This window comes from Actinacidiphila alni, assembly GCF_900112845.1.
Lineage (GTDB): Bacteria > Actinomycetota > Actinomycetes > Streptomycetales > Streptomycetaceae > Actinacidiphila > Actinacidiphila alni.
This window is the reverse complement of record NZ_FONG01000004.1, coordinates 1-23,585: the sequence shown is the minus strand read 5'-3', so window position 1 is coordinate 23,585 and position 23,585 is coordinate 1. Positions and strand designations below refer to the sequence as shown.

Annotated in this window: 20 protein-coding genes; 9 read left to right on the top strand and 11 right to left on the bottom strand. The window is 71.3% G+C overall.

Annotation, left to right across the window (positions count from 1 at the left end; genetic code table 11):
* Positions 1–37: 37 nt before the first annotated feature.
* The 4 genes from BM076_RS08025 to BM076_RS08010 all read right to left on the bottom strand — a co-directional run bounded on the left by BM076_RS08025 (position 38) and on the right by BM076_RS08010 (position 4,356).
* A complete protein-coding gene (locus BM076_RS08025; RefSeq protein WP_245795853.1) occupies positions 38–1,363 on the bottom strand; it encodes a glycoside hydrolase family 3 N-terminal domain-containing protein in 1,326 nt (441 codons plus the stop codon).
* A 237-nt stretch (positions 1,364–1,600) separates the two neighbouring features.
* Complete coding sequence (locus BM076_RS37325) at positions 1,601–2,998, bottom strand: RNA polymerase sigma factor (RefSeq protein WP_093712726.1); 1,398 nt, start codon at positions 2,996–2,998, stop codon at positions 1,601–1,603.
* Positions 2,999–3,156: 158 nt separating this feature from the next.
* Positions 3,157–3,492: a YciI family protein gene (locus BM076_RS08015; RefSeq protein WP_093712725.1), complete on the bottom strand. Its 336-nt coding sequence runs from the start codon at positions 3,490–3,492 to the stop codon at positions 3,157–3,159.
* Between the two features lie 132 nt (positions 3,493–3,624).
* Entirely contained in the window at positions 3,625–4,356 is a 732-nt protein-coding gene (locus BM076_RS08010) for a YoaK family protein (RefSeq protein WP_093712724.1), read from the bottom strand.
* 307 nt (positions 4,357–4,663) lie between these two features.
* Between BM076_RS08010 and BM076_RS08005 the strand changes: the two genes are divergently transcribed.
* Complete coding sequence (locus BM076_RS08005) at positions 4,664–6,145, top strand: MFS transporter (protein ID WP_093712723.1); 1,482 nt, start codon at positions 4,664–4,666, stop codon at positions 6,143–6,145.
* Positions 6,146–6,723: 578 nt separating this feature from the next.
* Here the strand turns inward: BM076_RS08005 and BM076_RS08000 are convergent.
* Positions 6,724–7,641: a SigB/SigF/SigG family RNA polymerase sigma factor gene (locus BM076_RS08000; protein WP_407640633.1), complete on the bottom strand. Its 918-nt coding sequence runs from the start codon at positions 7,639–7,641 to the stop codon at positions 6,724–6,726.
* 221 nt (positions 7,642–7,862) lie between these two features.
* On the bottom strand, positions 7,863–8,435 hold the full coding sequence (locus BM076_RS07995) for a GNAT family N-acetyltransferase (RefSeq protein WP_093712722.1): 573 nt from the start codon (positions 8,433–8,435) through the stop codon (positions 7,863–7,865).
* Between the two features lie 545 nt (positions 8,436–8,980).
* Between BM076_RS07995 and BM076_RS07990 the strand changes: the two genes are divergently transcribed.
* The 3 genes from BM076_RS07990 to glgC all read left to right on the top strand — a co-directional run bounded on the left by BM076_RS07990 (position 8,981) and on the right by glgC (position 12,016).
* Positions 8,981–9,394: a nitroreductase family deazaflavin-dependent oxidoreductase gene (locus BM076_RS07990; protein WP_093712721.1), complete on the top strand. Its 414-nt coding sequence runs from the start codon at positions 8,981–8,983 to the stop codon at positions 9,392–9,394.
* A gap of 117 nt (positions 9,395–9,511) precedes the next feature.
* Positions 9,512–10,687, top strand: a complete 1,176-nt coding sequence (glgA, locus tag BM076_RS07985; RefSeq protein WP_093712720.1) for a glycogen synthase — start codon at positions 9,512–9,514, stop codon at positions 10,685–10,687.
* A gap of 111 nt (positions 10,688–10,798) precedes the next feature.
* Entirely contained in the window at positions 10,799–12,016 is a 1,218-nt protein-coding gene (glgC, locus tag BM076_RS07980; RefSeq protein ID WP_093712719.1) for a glucose-1-phosphate adenylyltransferase, read from the top strand.
* 79 nt (positions 12,017–12,095) lie between these two features.
* Here the strand turns inward: glgC and BM076_RS07975 are convergent, their stop codons facing one another.
* Entirely contained in the window at positions 12,096–15,245 is a 3,150-nt protein-coding gene (locus BM076_RS07975; protein WP_093712718.1) for a GH92 family glycosyl hydrolase, read from the bottom strand.
* 255 nt (positions 15,246–15,500) lie between these two features.
* Between BM076_RS07975 and BM076_RS07970 the strand changes: the two genes are divergently transcribed.
* A complete protein-coding gene (locus tag BM076_RS07970; protein ID WP_245795852.1) occupies positions 15,501–16,532 on the top strand; it encodes a LacI family DNA-binding transcriptional regulator in 1,032 nt (343 codons plus the stop codon).
* Between the two features lie 163 nt (positions 16,533–16,695).
* Positions 16,696–17,892, top strand: coding sequence for a glycoside hydrolase family 64 protein (locus BM076_RS07965; protein ID WP_245795903.1), 1,197 nt, complete (start codon positions 16,696–16,698; stop codon positions 17,890–17,892).
* An 18-nt stretch (positions 17,893–17,910) separates the two neighbouring features.
* Here the strand turns inward: BM076_RS07965 and BM076_RS07960 are convergent, their stop codons facing one another.
* From BM076_RS07960 to BM076_RS07950, 3 genes are all read right to left on the bottom strand, one after another.
* On the bottom strand, positions 17,911–18,756 hold the full coding sequence (locus BM076_RS07960; protein WP_093712715.1) for a DUF4389 domain-containing protein: 846 nt from the start codon (positions 18,754–18,756) through the stop codon (positions 17,911–17,913).
* A gap of 81 nt (positions 18,757–18,837) precedes the next feature.
* On the bottom strand, positions 18,838–19,431 hold the full coding sequence (locus BM076_RS07955; protein ID WP_093712714.1) for a TetR/AcrR family transcriptional regulator: 594 nt from the start codon (positions 19,429–19,431) through the stop codon (positions 18,838–18,840).
* Between the two features lie 133 nt (positions 19,432–19,564).
* Positions 19,565–20,335, bottom strand: a complete 771-nt coding sequence (locus BM076_RS07950) for an SDR family NAD(P)-dependent oxidoreductase (RefSeq protein ID WP_093712713.1) — start codon at positions 20,333–20,335, stop codon at positions 19,565–19,567.
* Between the two features lie 224 nt (positions 20,336–20,559).
* On the opposite strand from BM076_RS07950, the gene BM076_RS07945 reads away from it, so the two are divergent.
* Positions 20,560–20,892, top strand: coding sequence for a plasmid stabilization protein (locus BM076_RS07945; protein ID WP_093712712.1), 333 nt, complete (start codon positions 20,560–20,562; stop codon positions 20,890–20,892).
* A 9-nt stretch (positions 20,893–20,901) separates the two neighbouring features.
* Positions 20,902–21,402, top strand: coding sequence for an NUDIX domain-containing protein (locus tag BM076_RS07940; RefSeq protein WP_093712711.1), 501 nt, complete (start codon positions 20,902–20,904; stop codon positions 21,400–21,402).
* Positions 21,403–21,451: 49 nt separating this feature from the next.
* Here BM076_RS07940 and BM076_RS07935 read toward each other — a convergent pair whose 3' ends face one another.
* A complete protein-coding gene (locus tag BM076_RS07935; RefSeq protein WP_093712710.1) occupies positions 21,452–22,285 on the bottom strand; it encodes an aldo/keto reductase in 834 nt (277 codons plus the stop codon).
* Between the two features lie 490 nt (positions 22,286–22,775).
* Here BM076_RS07935 and BM076_RS37320 point away from each other — a divergent pair.
* On the top strand, positions 22,776–23,585 hold an 810-nt coding region (locus BM076_RS37320; RefSeq protein WP_093712709.1), incomplete at its 3' end, for a LacI family DNA-binding transcriptional regulator.

Sequence of the window (23,585 nt, the reverse complement as noted above, 5' to 3'; positions counted from 1 at the left end):
GGAGGCAGGCCAACAGGTGAGCAGGCCAGGAGGCAGGTCAACAGGTCAGCAGGCCCGCGTTCCGCTTGGCGGTCAGGACGCGGTGCAGGCTGTCGTCCACGTCCTTGCGCAGCGCCGCGTCCTTCGGCAGCCGATTGATGACGGCGGAGGTCATCGGCGCGATGTCGCCCGGCCGGACGGTGAGCACCATGTTGCCGCCCGCGGCGAGGAAGTCCAGCGCGCGCTGGGCGGGGGAGCGGTCGCTGACGGCGACGGCCGCGCCGATGTCGTCGGAGATCACCGCGCCCTGGAAGCCGAGCCTGCCGCGCAGCAGATCGCGCAGCACCACCGGCGAGAACACCGCCTGACGGCTGCCGTCGATCCGCGAATAGGTCGCCGAGGACACCATCACGAAGGGCGTGCCCGCCTGGACCGCGCTGCGGAAGGGCTGGAGGTACGGGTCGGTGGTGGTGGTCACCGTGTCCGTGACACCGGCGGTGAAGTCGGTGTTGCCGCGCACCCGGCCGAGCCCGGGGAAGTGCTTGACGGTGGGGACGACGCCGGCCGCGCGCATGCCGCGCAGAAAGGCGTCGCTGTGCGTGGCCACGGTCGCGGGATCGTTTCCGTACTCCCGGTTCAGCTCACCGATCGGCCCGTTGACCTTCACCAGGTCGGGCGGGACGGTGTCGGCGACCGGCGCCAGATTCATGTTCACCCCGGCCGCCCTGAGCTGCTTCGCCCAGCCCGTCGCCTCCTGCTGGAGCCGCGAGGCCGGCCACTGGCCCTGCGTGACGGCGTCCGGGATGGCGGAGAAGCCCGGCCCGCCCAGCACCTGGACCTGGCCGCCCTCCTGGTCGGTGGCGATCAGCAGCCCCAGGTGCGCGCCCTTGACCGACGTGGCGAGCGTACGCACCCGGTCGGTGACCGACTTGACCGCGGCGGTGCCCGCGGTGGTGTGGCCCATCAGGAACACCGCGCCGACCCGGCCCTGCGAGACCGCGGCCGACTCGGTGCCGGTCATCCCGGTCGAGGTCACCGCGGCCATGAACAGCTGTCCCACGCGCTGCGCGGTCGTCATCGCGTCCGCCGTACGGTCCACGCAGCTCGCCTGCGCCTTGGTCGTGGTCGGCGCGGGCGGCGCCACCGGCGGCTTGGTCGTGGTGGGGCGCGTGGGGGTGGGGGAGGGCCGCGCGGACGGGCTGGTGGTGGTCGGGCTCGGGCTCGGCGAGGCGGTGGCGCTGCTCGGTGCCACCGACGCGGAGCTGTCGCCACCGCCACCGCTGGAACAGGCGGCGAGCGTGACCATCAGCCCCAGCGCGAGCCCGGCCCCGCGACGGCGCGCGACGGACGGTCGGCTGGCAGCGGAGGGAGTGGGCAGACGCACGGAGAGACCTCGCACCTCATCGCAGTGAACAGCGCTTTCACGGTAAACGATCTTCGATCGTGCTGAACCGTTCCTTCACCACCCTTACCCATGGGACGCCCGATGTCGCGTGGGGCGTGGCGAATCCCACGTGACGGGCGAGGCGATGCCGCCGGTCGGGTGTCCCGGGCCGGGTGTCACCTGAGCAACGACGCCGCCGGTCCGGTGTCACAGGACCGGCGGCATCGGCCGGGGCGGTCAGCGGTCGCGGCCGGCCGCCGTCCCGCCGACCTCCGCGAGGCGGCGGCCGAGGAAGCGCCGCTCGGCGGGCGTCGGCGCCAGCGCGATCGCCTCCCGGTACGCGGCGGCGGCGCCCGTACGGTCGCCCAGCCGGCGCAGCAGATCCGCGCGCGTGGCGGGCAGCAGGTGGTAGCCGGCCAACTCGCCGCCGGCCGCCAGCGCGTCCACGAGCGGCAACGCGGCGGCCGGGCCTTCGGCCATGGAGACCGCGACCGCCCGGTTCAGCTCCACCACCGGGCTCGGCGCCATCCGCGCCAACTCCCGGTACAGCAGCGCGATCTGCCGCCAGTCGGTGGCGTCCGCGGTGGCCGCGCCCGCGTGGCAGGCCGCGATGGCGGCCTGTATCTGGTACGGGCCCGGGCGGCGGGCCAGCAGGGCGTCCTCGACCATGGACAGCCCCTCGGCGATCAGGTCACGGTCCCAGGCCGTACGGTCCTGCTCGTCCAGCGGCACCAGGTCGCCCGCGGCGTCCGTACGGGCCGCGGCCCGCGCCTCGTGCAGCAGCATGAGCGCGAGCAGCCCGCGCGCCTCCGGCTCGTCCGGCAGCAGCGCGACCAGCAGCCGGGCCAGCCGGATCGCCTCCGCGGCGACCCGCCGCTGCTCCCGGCCGCTGTCGGCGTCGGTGCCGTTAGTGCCGTAGGTCCCGTCGGTCCGGTCGTGGGTGCGCGGACCGGCCGGCGCGGTCGGGTTCGGGCCGGTCGGGGCGTCCGGCCCGGATGCGGGGGGTGTGGCGTGCGGCGTGATCGGGCCCGTTCGGGCTTGGCCGCCCGGGCTCGTGGGGTCCTGCTCGGCCGCTTCGGGCCGCTCCGTCGCCGTGGGCGCGTATCCGGCGTTGAACAGCAGATACAGCACGGCGAGCACGGCCGAGGTTCGCTCCGGCAGTTGGTCACGCGGCGGCACCCGGAAGGGGATGCCCGCGTGCCGGATCTTGCTCTTGGCCCGGGTGAGCCGCTGGCCCATGGTGCCCTCGGGCACCAGGAAGGCGCGCGCGATCTGTGCGGTGCTCAGGCCGGTCAGCGTGCGCAGGGTCAGGGCGACCCGGGACGGCAGCGGCAGCGCCGGATGGCAGCAGGTGAAGATCAGCCGCAGCCGGTCGTCCGGCACCGCGCCGTCGTCGGGCGGCTCAGTCGGCGCCTCCACCGGGGCGAGCACGGCCACTTCCCGCAGCTTGCGCCGTTCGTTGGCCGCGCGGCGCACCCGGTCCAGGGCCCGGTTGCGGGCCGTCGTGGTCAGCCAGGCGCCGGGGGAGCGCGGCACACCGTCGGCGGGCCAGCGCTCCAGCGCCCGCGCGAAGGCGTCCTGCGCGCACTCCTCCGCCAGGTCCCAGTCACCGGTCAGCGCGATCACCGCCGCCACGACCCGGCCCCACTCCCGGGACCAGGCCGCAGCGACGGCGTCCCCGACACTCGACGCCGGGACTGCGGCACCCCCGGCCCCGGGTGCCGGGGCGGGACGTTCCGCCCCGGCACCCGGCCCCCGGGCCCCGCTCGTCGCGGAGCCTTCGCCCGGCCCGCTCACTCCTCGGTCCAGAACGGCCGCACCTCGACCATCCCGAAGCGCGCCACGGGGTGCTTCGCGGCGATCTCGATCGCCTCGTCCAGATCGGCGCAGTCGATGACGTCGAAGCCGCAGATCTGTTCCTTCGTCTCCGCGTACGGGCCGTCGGTGATCAGCGGCGCGCCGTCCTTGACCCGGACGGTGGTGGCGTCCTCGGCCGGGTGGATCCTGTTGCCCAGCAGTCGTACGCCCCTGCGGGTGGTCTCCTCCACCCACGCCGTGGCGTCCAGCTCCTCCGGGGTCGCGTCGCCGAAGCCGTCGCCCTCGCCGCAGATCAGCAGCAGATACTTCATGTCGGTCTCCTTGATCGAGTTGATCGAGTCGATCCCGCGCGGTCTTCCCGCGCTGTCACCCCTACGACGATCGGGATCGGGCGGGAACTACATCGCGGCGGAAAAAAAGTCCGGCGACCGGACCGACGGGTCTCAGACCGCCGTCCAGCCGAGCGCCGAACGGCGGTGCGGGAGCAGCGCCCCCGCGACCGCGACCAGCGCCGCCCCCGCGATGAGCAGCACGACCGCCGGATGCCCATGGCCGACCAGGACCGCCCCGAGCAGCGCGCCGAGGAACATCGCGGCGGCCGACAGCAGGCGGCGCCCCGCCTTGCCGGTCGCCCCGCCCGCGAGCCTGCTGTCGGCGGCGACCCCGGTGATGGTCAGGGTCAGCACCGTGGTGGTGAGGTCCGGCACGGCCAGCTTGCGCACCACGGCGTTCTGCCCGCCCATGGCGAAGCCGAGCACGACCACCAGGCACCACCGGCTCCACCCGGACGCCGGCAGGTCCACCGCAAGGCCGACCGCGTAACAGACCAGCACCAGCAGCGCCTGCGCCGCCGTCACCCCCAGCAGCAGCCGCGCCCGGTGCAGCGGTACCCGGTTCGCGAGCCGACCGGCGGCCAGCGCGCCGACCGCGAAGGACAGCAGCGACAGGACGGACGCGGTCAGCGAGAAGCCGCTCGACCCGGCGAGCGAGAACGCCATGAAGACCACGTTTCCCGTCATGTTCGCGACGAAGACCCGGCCCAGCGCCAGATAGCTGAAGGCGTCGACCAGACCGGTGACGACGGTCAGCGCGAGCAGCAGCGGCGGCAGCGGCCCGTGCCGTCCCGCCAGGTCGGGTACGAGGGTGTCACGGGCCTCGCGGAGCGTGGGGTTCACAGCGGCCGTCCTCCGATCGTGCGTGCCTGACGCCCCATCGTCGCGTCCCGCACCCGCCGCGCGCGGGACCTTCCGCCGGGACCGGTCATAAGCCGGTCAGCCGGGACCGGTCATAAGCCGGTCATAAGAAGACGGCATCCGAGGGGCGGCCGGGCTGTCGCCGCCGCTGCGCGCCGCGCCGGTGTGAGACTGGCCCGCACGGCGGGCCGATCATGAATGGCGCCGCCGCGGACGTGGCATGACGGCCCGTCGAGGGGGCACCCGCGCAAGTGTCGAGCCGCAGCTCCGGCTCACGAAGGAGGGCACCATGGCCGCGTCCGCGCCGGACGCCGCGTCCAGCGACACGATCACCACCGATGTGCCCGCGCGGCTCGACCGGCTGCCGTGGTCGCGCTGGCACTGGATGATCGTGATCGGACTCGGCACCGTATGGATCCTCGACGGTCTCGAGGTGACGACCGTCGGCAACATCGCCGGACGGCTGTCCGAGGACGGCAGTGGCCTGTCCATCACCGCCGCCCAGATCACCGGCATCACCGCCGCGCTCTACGTGGCCGGCTCCTGCGCCGGCGCGCTGTTCTTCGGCTGGCTCACCGACCGCTTCGGCCGCAAGAAGCTCTTCATGGTCACCCTCGCGGTCTATCTGACCGCGACGGCGATGACCGCGCTGTCCTTCCAGCTCTGGTGGTTCCTGCTCTTCCGCTTCCTGACCGGCTTCGGCATCGGCGGCGAATACGCGGCGATCAATTCGGCGATCGACGAGCTGATCCCGTCGAAATACCGCGGCCGGGTCGACCTGATCATCAACGGCAGTTACTGGCTGGGCGCCGTCGGCGGCTCCCTGCTGTCGATCGTCGCGCTCAACACGAACATCTTTCCCAAGGATGTCGGCTGGCGGCTCACCTTCGCGCTCGGCGTCGTCCTCGGCCTGGTGATCCTGGTGGTCAGGCGGCATGTCCCGGAGAGCCCGCGCTGGCAGTTCATCCATGGCCACGGCGACGAGGCGAAGCAACTGGTCGGCGACGTCGAGCGCGAGATCGAACAGGAAAAGGGACACGAACTCCCGCGCGCCAAGGGCGAGATCACGATCCACCAGCGCAAGAGCATCGGCTTCGGCATCATCGCCAAGACCGTCTTCCGCAAATATCCCAAGCGCGCGGTGCTCGGCCTGTCGCTCTTCATCGGCCAGGCGTTCCTCTACAACGCCATCACGTTCGGCTTCGGCAACATCCTCACCACGTTCTTCGACGTCTCGACCGGCAAGACCGGTTACTACTTCGCCGTCATCGCGGCGGGCAATTTCCTCGGCCCGCTGCTGCTCGGCAAGCTCTTCGACACCGTCGGCCGGCGGATCATGATCTCCTCCACGTACATCCTGTCCGGTCTGCTGCTGTTCGGCACCGCCTGGCTGTTCAACCGCGGCTCGCTGGACGCCACGACGATGACCGCGTGCTGGTGCGTGGTGCTGTTCTTCGCCTCGGCCGGCGCGAGCAGCGCGTATCTGACCGTCTCGGAGATCTTCCCGATGGAGACCCGGGCGATGGCGATCGCCTTCTTCTACGCGATCGGCACCGCGGCCGGCGGCATCAGCGGCCCGCTGGTCTTCTCCGACCTCACCAAGTCGGGCGTTGTCGGCGACACCGTCGAGGCATTCGTGATCGGCGCGTCCCTGATGTGCGCCGCGGGCCTGGTGGCGGCGCTGCTCGCGGTCAAGGCCGAGGGGCGCTCCCTGGAGGACATCGCGGAACCGCTGTCGGCGGCACGGTCCGAGGCTGCCACGACCGGCTGACCCCGCCGGGGCCGGGCCCCGCACGGCCCGGTCCCGATGTCCGGCTGATCCACTCCCGCGCGGCCGAACCCTTGTCGCTGCCCGGCAGCCGTGCCACGTTCACGGCCAATCGAATCGGTTCGACACGTTCGACGCCGGTTCGGCAAGGCAGTGGGACAGGCAGTTCGGCAGGCAGGGAAGTCGGAGTCGGTCATGACGGTGACCTCGGGCAGGCGCCCGAGGCGTTCGGCCGTGACATCGCCTACGCGGTGCACGCCAGGGAGCCGGGCCTGACCGCGCTGATCGTCTACAACGAACGCGTGCTGCCGCTGGTGATGGAGCGGCTGGCCGGCATGGGATGCGCGGTCTCGCGCGGCGGTACGCAGCCTGGCCCGGCGGATCCGGGGCGAGGAACCACCGCCCGCGAGCACGCTCCTGGCCCCGACGCTCGAACCACGGGCCAGCGTCGCCTTCTACGACGCCACCGACCCGTTCGGCGCCCACCGACAGCCGGTCCGGCGGGTCGCACGGCCGGCAGTCGGCAGACATGGCGAGGGGCCTCCCGGCCGGCCGGGAGGCCCCTCGTACGCCGCTTCGCGTTACTTCTGGCTGAGCAGCCCGGCGCGCAGGCCGTTCAGGGTGCGGCTCAGCAGCCGCGACACATGCATCTGCGAGTAGCCGAGCGCCTCACCGATCTGCGCCTGCGTCATCTCCTCGCCGAAGCGCATCTGCAGGATCTGCCGGTCCCGCTCGGGGAGCTTGGCGATCATCGGCGCCAGGCTGTGGAAGTCCTCCACGAGATCCATCGCGTGGTCGCACTCGCCGAAGGTGTCGGCCAGCGTACGGCCCTCGCCGTCGCCGCCGCTCTCGCCGTCGGTGTACGGCGTGTCCAGCGAGCCCGCGGTGTAGCCGTTGGCGGCCACCAGGCCCTCGACGACCTCGTCCTCGGTCAGCTCCAGATGCGCGGCCAGCTCCGGCACCGTCGGGTCGCGGTCCAGCAGCAGCGCCAGCGCCTCCTTGGCCTTGCTCAGCTCCACCCGCAGCTCCTGGAGCCGGCGCGGCACGTGCACCGCCCAGGAGGTGTCACGGAAGAAACGCTTCATCTCGCCGACGATGTAGGGGATCGCGAAGGTGGTGAACTCGTTCTCCCGCGACAGGTCGAACCGGTCGATCGCCTTGATCAGGCCGATCGTGCCGACCTGGACGATCTCCTCCATGTCGGTGGCGGGCCGGTTGCGGTACCGCCCGGCCGCGAAGTGCACCAGGGAGAGATTCATCTCGATCAGGGTGTTCCGCGCGTACTGGTACTCGCGGGTGCCCTCCTCGACGGTCTGGAGCCGGTCGAAGAAGAGCTTCGACAACGCCCGTGCGTCCTTCGGCGCGACGTTGGTCGCGTCGTCGATCCACGGGAGTTCACCAATCATGCCGCCCTGCGATCGGGGCAGCACCTCGGTGGCCGCCGTCTCGTACGCGTTCTCCGACTGCTGAACCTGTGTGGTCACGTCATCGCCTCGCATCAGTAAGACTGTCCATCACCCGATTGCCCGCTCCCGGACGACGTATGCACACTTTCTCACGAAGGGTTTTTCCGGTGTCGGGCGCCGCGGCGGATCGTGGTCCGCGGCGCCCGCTCGATCACCGCTCATGAGCGCTTCTGGCCGTTGCCGCTGCCGGCACCCTCCGGGTCGGTGGTGCATCCGCCTTTACGGCAGTTCACGTCGGGGCAAGACATCGTGGATCACCTCCTCTCCTCCGGCTCTGTCCCCGGCAGGTCCCCGGGGAGGCAGTCCAGCAGGAGTTTGTCGACGCGCCTGCCGTGCCACAGGGCGGCGCCGCGGAGCCGACCTGCGTCACGGAATCCGGCCTTGCGGTAGGCGTGCACCGCCGCGGTGTGGGGGGCGAGCACCTCCAGCCACACGGCGCTCAGCGACGCGATCGAGAACGCCCAGTCGAGGGTGAGTGCGGTGGCTTCGGTGGCGTAGCCCCGGCCGCGGTGCTCCGGGGCGATGACGAGGGTGAACTCGGCACTGTTGGCCGACTGGTCGACGCTCAGCGCGGTGGTCCCGACCGGGGTACCGCCCTCCGCGGTGATCACTTCGAAGAGTTGGTAGTGGGTGGAGGTGTGACTGGTACGGAAGCGGCTCTGGAAGACTTCCCAGGACACGGGCCAGCGGGCCCCGAATCCGACGACGGTCGCCGGGTCCGTCTCCCACCGGTGGTAGTCCTGCATCATCTCTTCCCTCGCCAGCGCCAGTGCCAACCGTGTCCCGCTGCGGAGCGGCACGGGTCCGGTGGAGCGGCTGTTGGTCATCACGTGCGGTCTCTCCTCCGTGTGCCCGGTCCGGCTCGGGGCAGCCGTCCGTAAAGCGTCATTCCACTTTCCGCGTCACCTGGGCAGATCCGTCGTATTGGCCACCGGGCCGTCGCCCGTGTGCATGCGCGCGGTACCCCCGAGCGGCCCGGCGGCCGCCGGCCGGGGCCCGCGGGGACGTCCGCCGGATTTGGCGGGAAAGCGCTGCACCCTTGCCGAAGGGGCCCGCCTGCCAGTGCTGCTGTGCCGAACGCGGTACGGGTGACCGGTGTGACCCGTGGTCCAGTGCGATCGAGACGATTTCCCGGCGCCGTGTCCCCCGGCCCACAACCGGCCCCACAACCGGCCCCACAACCGGCCCGGCGCCCGGCCGGGGACCTGCCGGGGCACCCGTGTCGGTCCCCGGCCGGTGGGATCGCCTCTGATACCCAATAGGCATCACAGATCGGGTACGGAACGGGGTCGTCCGTGTCGTTACCGTGAGGCGGCTTTCCGGTCGATCACGTGCAGAACACGTGCCGAACACGTCAGTCTGGAGCGGGTCAATGAGTGAGTTCGACGACATGAACGCGCGAGTCATCGCGGAGTTCCGTGCCAACGCGGGAAAGGTGGGCGGCAACTTCGAGGGCGCCCCGATGGTGCTGCTGCACACCATCGGCGCCAGGACCGGTGCCGAGCGCGTCAACCCCCTGATGTACCTGCCCGACGGCGACCGCTATCTGATCTTCGCCTCCAAGGGCGGCGCCGACGAGCACCCGGCGTGGTACCGCAACATCGTCGCCCACCCCGACATCGAGGTGGAGATCGGCGACGAGCGGTTCGCGGTGCACGCCGAGGAGCTGAAGGGCGCCGAGCGGGACGAGAAGTACGCGAAGCAGGCCACCCTCTACCCGGGCTTCGCCGAGTACGAGAAGAAGACCAGCCGGGTCATCCCGGTGATCGCCCTCACCCGCCGCTGACGGCGTGCCCCCGCCCCGGTTGCGGCGCGCCGAATTACGTCGCGCCCGCGTGCGATAGGCCGCGCCCAACCGGGGAAGGCAAGGGGGCACACGATTGTCCACGACAGGGAGGTCTCGGTGAAGGTGGGGCTGCTGACCCGGGAGTATCCGCCGGATGTCTACGGCGGTGCCGGGGTCCACGTCGAATTCCTCGCCCGCGAACTGCGCTCCCTGGTGGACGTCGCGGTGCACTGCTGGGGCGAGGGGGCGGACGCCCCGGACGCGGGGGTGACCCGGCACCAGGCACCGGCGGCCCTGAAGGACGCCAACGACGCGCTGCGCACCTTCGCCGTCGACCTGGCGATGGCCGCCGCGCTCCAGGGCCGGGACCTGGCGCACTCGCACACCTGGTACGCCAACCTCGCGGGCCATCTCGGCAAGCTGCTGTACGGCATACCCCACGTGCTGACCGCCCACTCGCTGGAACCCCTGCGCCCCTGGAAGGCCGAGCAGCTCGGCGGCGGCTACGCCCTGTCCAGCTGGGCCGAGCGCACCGCGATGGAGTCGGCCGACGCGGTCGTCGCGGTCTCCGACGGCATGCGCGCCGACATCCTCGGCTGTTACCCGGCACTCGACCCGGACCGGGTGCACGTCATCCGCAACGGCATCGACACCGCCACCTACCGCCCCGACCCGCGCACCGACGTCCTCAGCCGGATCGGCATCGACCCGCAGCGGCCGTATGTGCTCTTCGTCGGCCGGATCACCCGCCAGAAGGGCGTCCCCCATCTGCTGCGGGCCGCCCGCGACCTTGACCCGGACGCCCAGCTCGTGCTGTGTGCCGGTGCCCCCGACACCCCCGCGCTCGACCGCGAGTTCCGCGCACTGTTCGACGAGTTGAACGCCGTACGGGACGGGGTGCACTGGATCCCGGCGATGCTGCCCCGCCCGGCGGTCGTCCAACTGCTCACCCACGCGGCCGTCTTCGCCTGCCCGTCGGTCTACGAGCCGCTGGGCATCGTCAATCTGGAGGCGATGGGCTGCGGCACCCCCGTGGTCGCCTCCGCCGTCGGCGGCATCCCCGAGGTCGTCGAGGACGGCGTCACCGGCCTGCTCGTCCCCTACGACGAGCAGGACCCGGCCGCCTTCGAGGCCGGTCTCGCCCAGGCGCTCAACCGGGTGCTCGGCGACCGCGCCGAGGCCGAACGGATGGGCGCCGCGGGACGCGACCGCGCCGTGCGCGAATTCGGCTGGGACACCGTCGCCCGCCGCACGGTCGGCCTCTATGAGACCGTCCTCGGGTCGCCCCGCTGACGAAACCCGGTCGAGGGAGTTCCGATCACCGCGTTCGTACCTCATGATCACGGGGCACGAAGACAGGCACGGGAATGGACACGAGCGGCTGAAACGACAAGGGGGGTCTCGATGCGCGGTGGACCTTCGGTACTCGGCATAGTGCTGGCCGGCGGTGCGGGAAAGCGGCTCATGCCGCTCACCGCCGACCGGGCCAAGCCTGCGGTGACCTTCGGAGGTACGTACCGATTGGTCGACTTCGTGCTGTCGAACCTGGTGAACGGGGGCATCCTGCGGGTCTGCGTGCTGACCCAGTACAAGTCGCACTCCCTCGACCGGCACGTCAGCACCACCTGGCGGATGTCCAGTCTGCTGGGCAACTATGTGACGCCGGTCCCCGCCCAGCAGCGGCTCGGCCCGCGCTGGTTCCTGGGCAGCGCCGACGCGATCCTCCAGTCGCTCAATCTGGTGCACGACGAACAGCCGGACTACATCGCGGTGTTCGGCGCGGACCACGTCTACCGGATGGACCCGCGGCAGATGCTGGCGCAGCACGTCGAGCACGGCGCGGGCGTCACCGTGGCGGGCATCAAGGTGCCCAAGTCGGAGGCGGCCGGCTTCGGGGTGATCACGCCCGCGGCCGACGGCATCCAGGTGGAACGTTTCCTCGAAAAGCCGACCGACCCGCCGGGGCTGCCGGGCGACCCGCAGCATGTGTTCGCCTCGATGGGCAACTACCTGTTCAGCACCAAGACGCTGATCGACGCGCTGCACGAGGACGCCGAGGACCCGCAGTCCGTGCACGACATGGGCGGCAGCATCCTGCCGCGGCTCACCGCCCAGGGCGTCGCCCAGGTCTACGACTTCGACGCCAACCACGTGCCGGGCGAGACCGCCCGCGACCACGGCTACTGGCGGGACGTCGGCACTCTTGACGCCTATTACGACGCGCACATGGACCTGATCTCCGACCAGCCCGCCTTCAGCCTGTTCAACCGCAGCTGGCCGATCTACACCCACTCCGGCCAGCTGCCGCCCGCCAAGATCGCGGCCGGCGGCATCGTGGGGGAGTCGGTGATCAGCCCCGGGTGCGTGATCCGCGGCCAGGTCACCCGCTCGGTGCTCTCGCCCGGGGTGATCGTGGACGCGGGCGCCGTCGTCCAGGGGTCCGTCCTGCACGACAACGTACGGGTCGGGCGCGGCGCCATCGTCAGGGGCGCGGTGCTGGACAAGAACGTCGATGTGCCGCCGGGCGCCACCATCGGCGTCAACCCGGACCGCGACCGGGAGCTGTACACCGTGTCGGCGGCGGGCGTGATCGCCCTGGGCAAGGCGCAATTGGTGCTCTGAGCCGCGCGAGCGGCAAGAGGGCGGCGGCCCGTCCCCCGATGGTGCGGGGGACGGCCGCCGCTGTCGTGCGGCCGGCCCGTCAGCTGCCGTAGACCTCCAACTCGTAGATGCGCGCGGCCGGATCGGTGTTCTGCGTCGGTGTGATCACACTGAGCCGGACGTAACGCGCGGTCGTGCTCACCGCGTTGGTGGTGGAGTTCGCGGTGTTGCCGCGGACCTGGGCGACCGTGGACCAGGTGCTGCCGTCAGTGGAGACGGCCAGGTCGAAGTCCTTGGTGTTCCAGCTCGCGTCCTCGCCGCCCGCCCCGGCGTGCCGGACGGTCAGCGAGGTCAGCGCGTGCGCCGCGCCCAGGTCGACCTGGAGGGTCTTGGTGCCGGACGCCTTCGAGCACCACTTGTCGCTGTTGCCGCCGGTGTAGCTGCCGTTGACGGCCTTGTCCGGGCCCTCGGTGGTGGCGCAGGCGTCGGAGCCGGTCGCGGTGCGGCCGATGGCCAGATCGGCCTGGCCGCCGCCGTACACCTCCAGCTCGTACAGCCGGGCCGCCGTCACGGTCGCGCCGCCCGCGTCGTTGACGGGGGAGGTGATGGCGACCTTGACGTAGCGGGCCTGGCGCGGCGCGATCGGGTGGTAGGTACGGCTGGAGCGGGAGCCGGTCACGGTGACGGCCGTGCTCCAGTTGCTGCCGTCGGTGCTGGTCTGGATCGTGAAGTCCTTGGTGTTCCAGCCGGTGTTCTCGCCGCCGAGCCCGGCGTGCTTGAGCACGAAGGACGAGACGGTCTGCGTCGAGCCCAGATCCACCTGGAGCGACGGATTGGCGGCCGTGGAGCACCACTTGCTGTTGTTCTTCAGCGACCCGTCCACCGCCTTGTCGGCGGACTCCGCGGTCGCGCACGCCGCCGAGGCCGTCACCGGCTTGCCCTGGGCGAGGTTGGTGCCCAGTTCGGGCGCGGCCGGCACCGGGGTGGCACCGTCGGTGAAGGACGGCGGGACGTCGTTCGCGCCCGTGCCCCAGCTCGCGCTCGGCGAGCCGCCCATGGTGAAGTTCAGCGTCGCACCGCCCGCCACGTCCGGGTAGCGCAGGTAATTGTGGCTGGTGGACGCGCCGTTGACGCTCAGCGCCTGGACGTAATTGCCGCTGCCCGAGCTGTTGATGGTGATGTTGCCGCCGGGCCGCTGGAGCAGCACCGACGGGAACTGCGGTCCGTGCACGGCCAGGGTGTCCGCGCCCGGCGTCGCCGGGTACATCCCCAGCGCCGCCCACACGTACCAGGCCGAGGTCGCGCCCAGGTCGTCATTGCCCGGCAGCCCGCCGGGACCCGTCGTGTACGACTCCGTCATCACCTTGCGCACCGCGTCCGAGGCACCCGCGGGGTCGCGCGCGTAGTTGTACGCCCACGGCACGCCGTGCTCCGGCTCATTGCCGATGTAGTAGTACGGCAGGCTCTGGCCGGCGTTGACCTGTGTGAAGTGGTGGTCGAGCCGCTGCACCGCGGTCTGCCGGCCGCCCATGTCGTTGATCAGGTCGGCGAAGTCGTACGGCACCATCCAGGTGTACTGCGCCGCGTTGCCCTCGGTGAAGTTGGTCTGGCTGGCCGGATTGAGCGGCCACGACCAGCTCCCGTCGGAGTTGCGCGGCTGGGTGTAGCCGGACTCCGTGCTGTACGTGTTCCGCCACCACTGGGCGCGCGTCATGTGGGTGCTGTAGCTGGAGGTGTTGCCGAGCGCCTTGGCGAACTGCGCGACCGCGAAGTCCGAGGCGGAGTATTCGAGCGAGTCCGAGGGCGCGCCGGGCAGATAGTGCAGATTGGTGTACGTGCCCTGGTTGCCGCGGATCGGCGAGCCCTGCATCGTGCCGCCGTTGGACGCCTTCTCCATCAGCGACAGCGCGGTGGCGGTGTCGAAGTCCCGGGCCCCGAAGGCGTAGAGGCTGCTGACGATGATCGGGCCCGGGTCGCCGGTCATCACGAAGTCCTCGTTGGTCTGCTGCGACCACTTGGGCAGCAGACCGCCCTGCTGGCCGTCCAGCACCATCGACTTGGCGATGTCGCTCGCCTCGGTCGGCGCGATCAGTGCCACCAGCGCCGCCCAGGAGCGGTAGATGTCCCAGCCCGAGTAGTTCTGGTAGACCGGCCGGGACGAATTGTGCACCGCGCCGTCGAAGCCCCGGTAGTCGCCGTTGACGTCGCTGGCGACATTGGGGCTCTGGAAGACGTGGTAGAGCGCGGTGTAGAACTTCTTCAGATCCGCGGTGGCGCCGCCGGTGACCTGCGCCCGGTTGAGTATCTGGTTCCACGAGGTGTCGGCGGCGGTGCGCACCGCCCCGAAGTCCCAGCCGTTGTTCTCCGCGGTCACATTGGCCTGCGCGTTCGCCACGCTCACATAGCTCAGCCCGACCTTGAACTGCACGGTGGCGTTGCTGGTGGTGTCGAAGGTGACGTACGCGCCGGTGTTGGTGCCGCTCGCGCTCGACGAGCCGTCGCTGACCGAGCCGCCGGACCAGGTGCCGTGGCCGCTGGGGGCGCGGTCGAAGCGGATGTCGAAGTAGATCTGGAAGGTCTTGGAGGAGCCGCAGAAGCCGCCCGCGGTGACGCTGCCGGTGACCTCGGAGCCGTTGACGTTGACCGTGCCGTTGCGGTTGCCGGTCGCGCTGCGGCTGGTGTTGATCAGCAGCCGTGACGACGTGGACGACGGATACGTCAGCTTGCCCATGCCGGTACGGGTGGTGGCGGTCAGCTCGACATTGGTGGAGTACTTGTCGAGCCGGTTCTTGTAGTAGCCGGGCGCCGCCGACTCGTTGGACTTGGTGTAACCGGACGCGTAACTCGTCCAGTTGCTGCCCGGCGAGGTGCCGAGCGAGCCCGTCACCGGCAGCAGCGGCAGGTCCTCGTTGTTGGGGCAGCCCGCGCCGTCGAAGTGCGTGAGGCTGAAGTCCTCGATCGAGGTGTCGGAGTAGCGGTAGCCCGACGGCGAGGCCGTCGGGGTGTCCGGGCTGAACTGCACACCGCCGAAGGGCACCACGGCGCCCGGATACGTACTGCCGCCCGCGCCGCCCGGCACGGGGTTGGGGGCCGAGCTGTCGTCGGTGCCGACGAAGGGGTCGGCGTACTGCGTCAGGGCCTGCGTCGCGGCGTGCGCGGGGACCGCGGCCAGTCCGCCGACACCGAAGGCGGCCAGTAACAGGGCGCTCGCGGCGCCGACGGTTCTCTTGCGGAACGAAGTGGGGGGCACGGAGGGAACCACCTTCTCGCGGAGGCGGCACGCCGTCGTCCTTGCGGGCCGCCTCGGGGCACGGGGGGCTGCGCGAAGTGCATGTGAACGTTACCAAGCAGGACCGCATTCTTGAGGTGTCCCTGACGTGCTGTCAAGAGTGTGAACCGGCCCCGGATATCCCTTGTCCACGCGGTGGATGGGCTGGGAACGTTACCAAGTCACCCTGCTGCGCCGGGAGCCGGCGGAGTGCGGCGGCGCGCGAGGAGGAGGACCGTGAGGCGCCCGACGATGAAGGACGTGGCCCGCGTCGCGGGGGTGAGCCCGATGACGGTCTCCCGCGTCGTCTCGGGCGAGCCGGGTGTCTCCCCGGGGACCGCCGCGCGGGTCGAGCAGGCCGTCAGGAAGCTCGGCTACCAGCGCAACGACAACGCCCGCAATCTGCGGCAGAAGAACCTTGGCACCTCCACCATCGCGCTGGTCGTGGACGACCTCGCCAACCCCTTCTACGCGCTGATGGCCCGCTCGGTCGAGGACGAGGCGCACCGCCGCGGCTATGTGGTGCTCGTCGGCAGCACCAACGACGAACCGCGCCGCGAGCGCGAGGTGATCGCCGCCTTCACCGCACGCCAGGTGGACGGCCTGATCATCGTGCCCACCAAGGGCGGCCACGGCTTCCTCAAGCAGCCCATGGAGGGCGGCACCCAGGTGGTCTGCGTCGACCGGCCCGCCAAGGGGCTGGCCGTGGACACCGTCACCGTCGACAACCGCGCGGGCGCCGAACGGGCCGTCGCCCATCTGCTCGGCCACGGCCACACCCGGATCGCCTACCTCGGCGACCGCTACGACATCTGGACCCAGCGCGAGCGCCACCTCGGCTACCTGGACGCGCTCGCCGCCCACGGCCTGCCCGAGGACCCCGACCTGGTCCGGCACGGTCTGCGCTCGCACCGCGAGGCGCGCGCCGCGCTGGCCGGGCTGCGCGCCCTGGACCGGCCGCCGACCGCGCTGTTCACCAGCAACGACCTGATCACCCTCGGCGTGCTCGACGGTCTCGACCACCCGGCGCCGGTGGCGATCGTCGGCTTCGACGACCTGCCGCTGGCCGAACGGCTGAGCCCGCCGCTGACCGTGGTCAGCCAGGACCCGGTGGCGATCGGCGGCACGGCCGCCAATCTGCTCTTCGCCCGGATCGGCGGCGACCGCTCCGCGCCCCGCTCGGTGGTGCTGCTGACCCGTCTGCTTGTGCGCGGTTCCGGTGAATTCCGTGCAGAGACCACCACCGAACACCCCGGCCACCAGCGGTGATTACCGTCGGCAGCGGAAATCCGCGGCCGGGACATTGACACATCGATCAATCCCCACCAGGGTGAGAGCGCTCTCAGAACCGCTGCGGAGGACGTGATTCCGCGATGTCGGCGACGTCTGTCCTCCGCGGTGCCCCAACTGATGAGGAGTACAGCGCGTGTACATCACCACACGACGGAAACTGTTCGTACCGCTGGCCGCGGCCACGTTGATCGGCGGCGGTCTGACCGCCGCCGGCCTCGCGTCCACCGCCTCGGCCTCGGTGCCGGACACCATTCCGCTCACCTTCACCAACAACTCCGGCCGCGGCGACCAGGTCTACGTCTACGACATCGGCACCGACCTCGCCTCCGGAAAGCAGGGCTGGGCGGACGCCGACGGCACCTTCCACCCCTGGCCGGCCGGCGGCAATCCCCCCACCGAGGCCCCGGACGCGTCCATCGCGGGCCCCGCGGACGGCCAGTCGCTGACCGTGAAGCTCCCCAAGTTCTCCGGCCGGGTGTATTTCTCCTACGGCCAGAAGCTGGTCTTCAAGCTGACCCCGGACGGGCTGGTGCAGCCCGCCGTGCAGAATCCGGACGACCCGAACCACAACACCCTGTTCAACTGGAGCGAATACACGCTCAACGACTCGGGCCTGTGGATCAACAGCACGCAGGTGGACATGTTCTCCGCCCCGTACGCGGTCGGGGTGAAGGGCGGCGACGGGACGACGAAGACCACGGGACACCTCAAGCCCGGCGGCTACAAGGGCTTCTTCGACGAGCTGAAGGCGCAGTCCGGCGGCTGGGGCGGTCTGGTGCAGACCGCGCCCGACGGCAGTGTGCTGCGTGCGCTCGCCCCCGGCCACGGCATCGAGGCCGGTGCGCTGCCCGCCTCGGTGATGGACGACTACATCAACCGGGTCTGGGACAAGTACAGTTCCTCGACCCTGACGGTCACGCCCTTCGGCGACCAGCCGGACACCAAGTACTTCGGCAAGGTCTCCGGCGACGTCATGAACTTCACCGACAGCTCCGGCGCCGTCGTCACGTCCTTCACCAAGCCCGACGCCGACAGCGTCTTCGGCTGCTACAAGCTGCTGGACGCGCCCAACGACCAGGTGCGCGGCCCCATCTCCCGTACGCTGTGCGCCGGTTACAACCGCACGACGCTGCTCACCAACTCCGACCAGCCCGACGCCGACGCGTCCGGCTTCTACCAGGACGCGACGACCAACCAGTACGCGAAGGCGGTGCACGAGCAGATGGCGGACGGCAACGCGTACGCCTTCGCCTTCGACGACGTCGGCAACCACGAGTCGCTGGTGCACGACGACAACCCGCAGGAGGCGTCGGTCACCCTCGACCCGTTCGACTGACGGCCGCTGACGGCCGCGCTACCCGGCGGAACGGGGGACGACAGCCGCGGCGGCCGGCGCCGCCGCGGCGTTGTCGTCGTGGTCGCCGTCCCAGTCGCGCGCCGTGTTGCCGACGACGTCACCGGCGAGGCCCACCAGCAGGAAGACCACGACCAGCACCTTGGCCCCGGTGCTCAGCAGCAGCGGCCTGGTGGCCGAGACCGGCGCCGCGCCGCCCGGGACGGGCTCCCGGTACGGGAGCTGCGGTGCGTCGCCGTCGCCGAACAGCCGCTTCGGATACGCCGAGGTGAGCATGAAGGTGTACGCGCTGAACCGCATGCTGTAGCGCAGCGTCGCCGCGCTCGCCTCGAACAGCGGGCGCGGCATCCGGCCCAGCACCAGCGTGATCAGCCAGAAGAAGAAGCCGAGGGCGTACCAGCCCGAGGTGACCAGGCCCTGCACGATCGCCGCCGGGATCATCAGGATGATGCGGAAGAACACCGCGAGCCGGTTGAGCGGCCCCGGCCGCAGTTCGATCCGCACCGGATACGGCTCGGCCGGCCGCAGCGCGAACGGCGGATAGCGGTCCACCAGCAGCATCGAGGAGGCGTGCACCCGCGTCTCGTACGCCACGAAGGCGCCGAGGTAGCGGGCCACCCCGGCGGGCAGCCGGCCGGTGAAGAGCGCGGCGAACCAGCCGACGATCACCGTGAAGAACGCGCCGACCCCGAGCACGAACACGGCGATGAACTGCGGGATCAGCAGCAGCCAGCGCAGCAGTACGGTCAGCCGCCGCTGCCGGCCGGGATCCGGCATGTCCAGTTCCGGCAGCCACTCCACCGGCCCGGTCGGCTCGGGCCGCGCCCACATCGGTTGGTGCGTCATGCCCCTGAATCTCGCAGCCCGGGGCGCCGCGCGCATGCCCAGCCGGGCGGGCGGGTGACCGGTCCCGCTCGCGGGCGGGTCTCACGGCCGGACGCGCAACTGGTCCAGCGTCAGGTCGAGCGAGGTCTCCAGCGGGCTGACGCTGCCGGTGGAGATCAGGATGAGGGCGCCGCCCTCCACCGAGACCAGCAGCGCCTCTGCGGCGCGCTCCGCGTCGATGCCGCGGGTCATCAGATCGTGGTCCTGCATGTGCCGCACCCCGGCGGCCAGCTTCGCCTGCCAGCGCTCCAGCAGGTCGACGGTGACCGTACGGGCACCCTCGTCGTCCGGCGCGAGCTGACCGAGCAGCACGCTGAGCGGGCAGTGCCTGCCCTGGCGGCGGTAGCGGGCCACGACGGTGTTGCGCCAGGCGTGCCAGGACCGCCAGCTGGTGAGGTCGTCCAGATGCGGCTGCTGGTCGGCGAGGATCTGATCGGCCTCGTGCCGGGCGACCGCGAGCAGCAGTTGCTCGCGGCCCTGCGGGAAGTAGTGGAAGAGCTGGCTCTTGCTCGTCCTGGTCGCCTCGCGGATCTCGTCCAGCGACACCCCCGCGCCCGACTGCCGCATCAGGACGGCCGCGCCCTCGATGATGCGGTCCCGGGTGGCGGCACCCTTGCTCGTCAGCCCCTGCGGCACGTCGCCACTCTCCGACCTCTCCGACTGGACCCGGCGGTCCAGGATTCTCCTGAAGGCCAAGGATACGGCCACGGCGGCCGTCAGAAGGGCGCCGCCGCGGCCGTACGTTCCCCGCCTCCCGGTCGGTGCGCCCTCAGGCCGCGATCACCGCGACGCCCGTCCGCCCGCCGTCCACGTCGATCACCGCGCCGTGCGTGAAGGCGGACTCGTCCGCCGCCAGATAGACCGCGGCGTGCGCGATCGCCTCGGGCGCGCCGAAGGACCCCGCGGGGGTGCCGATCATCATCGAGTCGCCCGGCCGCGGCCCGCTCTCACCGGGCACCGACTCCCGGACCACGCCGGGCGAGATCGCGTTCACCCGGACGCCCGACGGGCCGAATTCGCTGGCCCATGCCCTGGTCAGCGTCTCCATCGCGCCCTTGGTCGAGCTGTAGAGCGCGCCGACCGGGACGCCGAGCCGGGCGATCCACGAGCCGAGATTGATGATCGCGCCGCCGCCCTGGTCCGCCATCCGGGGCGCGACCACCGCGGTGAGGAAATACGGCGCCTTGACGTTCACCGCGTAGACCCGGTCGAAGGTGGCCTCGTCGGTGGCCGGTGTGACCGAGCCCGGGTAGATGCCCGCGTTGTTGACCAGGACGTCGATCCGGCCGCCCAGCACCCGCGCGGCCTCGTCGGCCAGGGCCGTACTGGCCGCCGCGCTGCCGTCGAGGTCGGCCGCCACGAAGTCGGCCCGCCCGCCGGCCGCGCGGATCCCCGCCACCACCTCGGCGCCGCGCTCCGCGCTCCGCCCGGAGACCACGACATGCGCCCCCTCGGCCGCGAACGCCACCGCGATGGCCCGCCCGATATTGCTCGTCGATCCGGTGACGAGTGCCGTCTTGTCCCGCAGCCGTGCCGTCATGCCGCTCTCCGCCCTGCTCTTCAGATTGGACCGTGTGGTTCAGAAAAACCGTAACACGACTCTGGACTGTGGAGTCCAGAGTGTGGGTCCGCATGCGGCGGGCAGGCGTACGGGCGACGATGGGACGCGGGCGCGGGGCACGGAAGGCCGCCGTCCGGTACGGGCAGCGGCACGGACACCGGCCCCGGTCCCCGTCCCCCCGGCCATGACGAAAGGTGCCGCTCATGCCCAGCGGATCGAGCGCCAAGCGCGAGCGCCAGTACGAGCACATCAAGGAGAGCGCCAAGAAGCGCGGCGAGTCCGGCAAGCGCGCCGAGGAGATCGCCGCGCGCACCGTCAACAAGGAGCGGGCCCGCGCGGGCGAGTCCCGTACGGCCAGCCGGTCGTCCACCCACGACCAGTCGTCCGGCCACCGCGGCGGCCGTCGCTCGCACTCCGGAGCGCAGGGTCCGACCAAGGAGCAGCTCTACAACGAGGCCAGGCAGCGCGGCATCGAAGGCCGGTCCTCGATGACCAAGTCGGAGCTGAGCAAGGCGCTGGGGCGCCGGTCCGGATAACGTGACCGCGTGCCCGTCCCTCATCTGCGGCGGTCGGTCCGCGCGGTCGTCCTCGACGAGGAGGACCGCATCCTGCTCTGCCGGCACGTCATCGCGGAGCCCGAAGGGGCGGCGGTCACGGTCTGGGCCGCCCCGGGCGGGGGCGTCGAGACGGGCGAGACCCCGCTCGCGGCGCTGCGCAGGGAACTCGCGGAGGAGACCGGTCTCACGCTCGGCGGCGACCCGCCGCACGTATGGCACCAGGAAGTCGTCGCCGCCGGTCTCGTCCCGGGGCGCGACGGCGTGGTCAACGACTACTTCCTCGTCCGCACCGCGTCCTTCGTCCCGCGCGGCTCGCTGCCGGACGACGAGCTGGCCGCGGAGAACATCGAGAGCTTCCGCTGGTGGCGGCCCGCGGACATCGCGGCCCACCGCGGCCCCGAACTGTTCTCGCCGCGCGACCTGGCCGCACCGCTGGCGGCCCTGATCGCCGACGGCGTCCCGGCCGCGCCGGTGGCCCTCGCCCTCTGACCGGCCCTGCGGCCGGCTCCCCGACTCCGGGTCGGGGCGCGGAGCCGAATCAGGGCACGTAGTCGAAGACGTCCGGGTCGGGTCCGGTGCGCTCGCCGCGGTCGAGCGCGGTGATGTCGGCCATGTCGGCCTCGGTCAGCTCGAAGTCGAAGAGCCGGAAATTCTCCTCCACCCGGGCCCGCGTCACCGACTTCGGGAAGATGATGTCGCCGCGCTGGAGGTGCCAGCGCAAGGTCACCTGCGCGGTGCTGCGGCCGAGCCGCTCGGCGATCGCGACCAGCACCGGATCGGAGAGCACCTTGCCCTGAGCGATCGGCGACCACGCCTCGGTCGCGATCTCGTGCTCGGCGCCGAAGGCGCGGACGTCGTCCTGCACGAGATACGGGTGCACCTCGATCTGGTTGACCGCGGGCACGACCGTGCCCTTCTGCAGCAGCCTGCTGAGGTGCGCCGGCTGGAAGTTGGACACCCCGATCGCCTTGGCGCGGCCGGACGCGTAGACCTCCTCCAGGGCCTGCCAGGTCTCGGTGAAGTCACCGACCATGGCCAGCGGCCAGTGGATCAGGAACAGGTCCAGATACTCCACGTCCAGCTCGTCGAGCGAGCGCGCGAAGGCGGTGAGGGCGTCGCCGTACGCGTGCGAGTCGTTGTTGAGCTTGCTGGTGAGGAAGACCTCCTCGCGGGGCAGGCCTGCGTCGGCGACGGCCTGGCCGACTTCCTTCTCGTTGCCGTACATCTGGGCCGTGTCGATATGGCGGTAACCGATCTCCAGGGCGGTGCGGACCGCTTCCCGGGTGTCCTTCGGCTCGATCTGATACGTCCCGAAGCCGAGCTGCGGGATGGTGACGCCATTGTTGAGGATGACGTTGGGCACAGGGGACATGTGCGCGACTTCCTTGATCGTGAGTCGGCTGGTCGGTGCGGCCCCGCGATCGGGTGACCCATCGGCGCGTACGTGTGTGACCTGCGGCGATGGTCGCGGTCCCGACAGGGCGGCCTTCGTCCACCGTAACGTCCGCCGACCGCTGCGGCCTGCCGGGAGCCGGCGCCCCGGCACGCTCCCGGGGAATGCCCGCCGAGCGCGGGGCTCGCGATGCGGCGCCCCGGGCCGGAGGCCGGGCGCGCGCCAGCCGATACGGCCGGACGACGGGGGGGATGCCGCCGGCCGTATCGGCTCTGTGAGGCGGGGGGGGGGTGCCTCAAGAGGGCGGCTGCCCGGGGCCCGGCCCGCCAAACTCACCGATTCGGGAAGCTTTCACCGCCCGGTCGGGAGAGCGCTCTCATCCGGCGGTGTAACCCGTTACGCTGTGCCTGTCCGCGCCCCGCCGCCCCCTCGTGTCTCTTCCGGCCCGCCCCGCACCGAGGAGCCCCCCTTGTCCGACCCGAGCTTCGCGCCGCGTCCCACGTTGGAGGCCGTCGCCGCGCGGGCCGGGGTGTCGCGTGCCACCGCCTCGCGCGTGGTGAACGGGGGAGTGGGTGTCCGGGGACCGCTGGTGGAGCGGGTCCGTCAGGCGGTCGACGAGCTGGGGTACGTGCCGAATCAGGCCGCTCGTACGCTGGTGACGCGGCGTAATGACGCGATCGCGGTGGTGGTGGCGGAGCCGGAGACGCGGTTCTTCACCGATCCGTTCTTCGCCCAGCAGGTGCGCGGGATCAGCAAGGAACTCACCGCACACGACAATCAGTTGGTGCTGCTGCTCACCGAGGGGACGGCGGACTACGAGCGGGTCGGGCGGTATCTGGCGGGTGGCCATGTGGACGGCGCGCTGATCTTCTCGCTGCACACCGACGACTCGCTGCCGGTGCTCTCCCGTACCGGTGATGTGCCGATCGTGATCGGCGGGCGCCCCACCTGGCCGGAGCAGGACCCGGGCCGCCGCACGCTGTACGTGGACTGCGACAATCGCGGGGGCGCCCGCGACGCCGTACGTCATCTGCTGTCGATCGGCCGCCGCACGATCGCCCACATCACCGGCCCGCTGGACCAACTGGCCTCGGTGGACCGGCTCGACGGATTCCGTGACGTGCTGCCGGAGACCGACCCCGCCCTGATCGCCGAAGGCGATTTCACCCCCGAGGGCGGCGCCCGCGCGATGGCCGAACTCCTGCGGCGCCGCCCCGACCTGGACGCGGTCTTCGCCGCCTCCGACGTCATGGCCTCCGGCGCCCTGCGCGTGCTGCGC

Excerpts from the sequence above, each read along its gene's own strand:
- BM076_RS08015 (WP_093712725.1), bottom strand. The coding sequence starts at position 3,492 with ATGAAGTATCTGCTGCTGATCTGCGGCGAGGGCGACGGCTTCGGCGAC.
- BM076_RS07995 (WP_093712722.1), bottom strand. The coding sequence starts at position 8,435 with ATGACCAACAGCCGCTCCACCGGACCCGTGCCGCTCCGCAGCGGGACA.
- BM076_RS07950 (WP_093712713.1), bottom strand. The coding sequence starts at position 20,335 with ATGACGGCACGGCTGCGGGACAAGACGGCACTCGTCACCGGATCGACG.
- BM076_RS08000 (WP_407640633.1), bottom strand. The coding sequence starts at position 7,641 with ATGCGAGGCGATGACGTGACCACACAGGTTCAGCAGTCGGAGAACGCG.
- BM076_RS07935 (WP_093712710.1), bottom strand. The coding sequence starts at position 22,285 with ATGTCCCCTGTGCCCAACGTCATCCTCAACAATGGCGTCACCATCCCG.
- BM076_RS07990 (WP_093712721.1), top strand. The coding sequence starts at position 8,981 with ATGAGTGAGTTCGACGACATGAACGCGCGAGTCATCGCGGAGTTCCGT.
- BM076_RS07960 (WP_093712715.1), bottom strand. The coding sequence starts at position 18,756 with ATGACGCACCAACCGATGTGGGCGCGGCCCGAGCCGACCGGGCCGGTG.
- glgC (WP_093712719.1), top strand. The coding sequence starts at position 10,799 with ATGCGCGGTGGACCTTCGGTACTCGGCATAGTGCTGGCCGGCGGTGCG.
- BM076_RS08005 (WP_093712723.1), top strand. The coding sequence starts at position 4,664 with ATGGCCGCGTCCGCGCCGGACGCCGCGTCCAGCGACACGATCACCACC.
- BM076_RS07945 (WP_093712712.1), top strand. The coding sequence starts at position 20,560 with ATGCCCAGCGGATCGAGCGCCAAGCGCGAGCGCCAGTACGAGCACATC.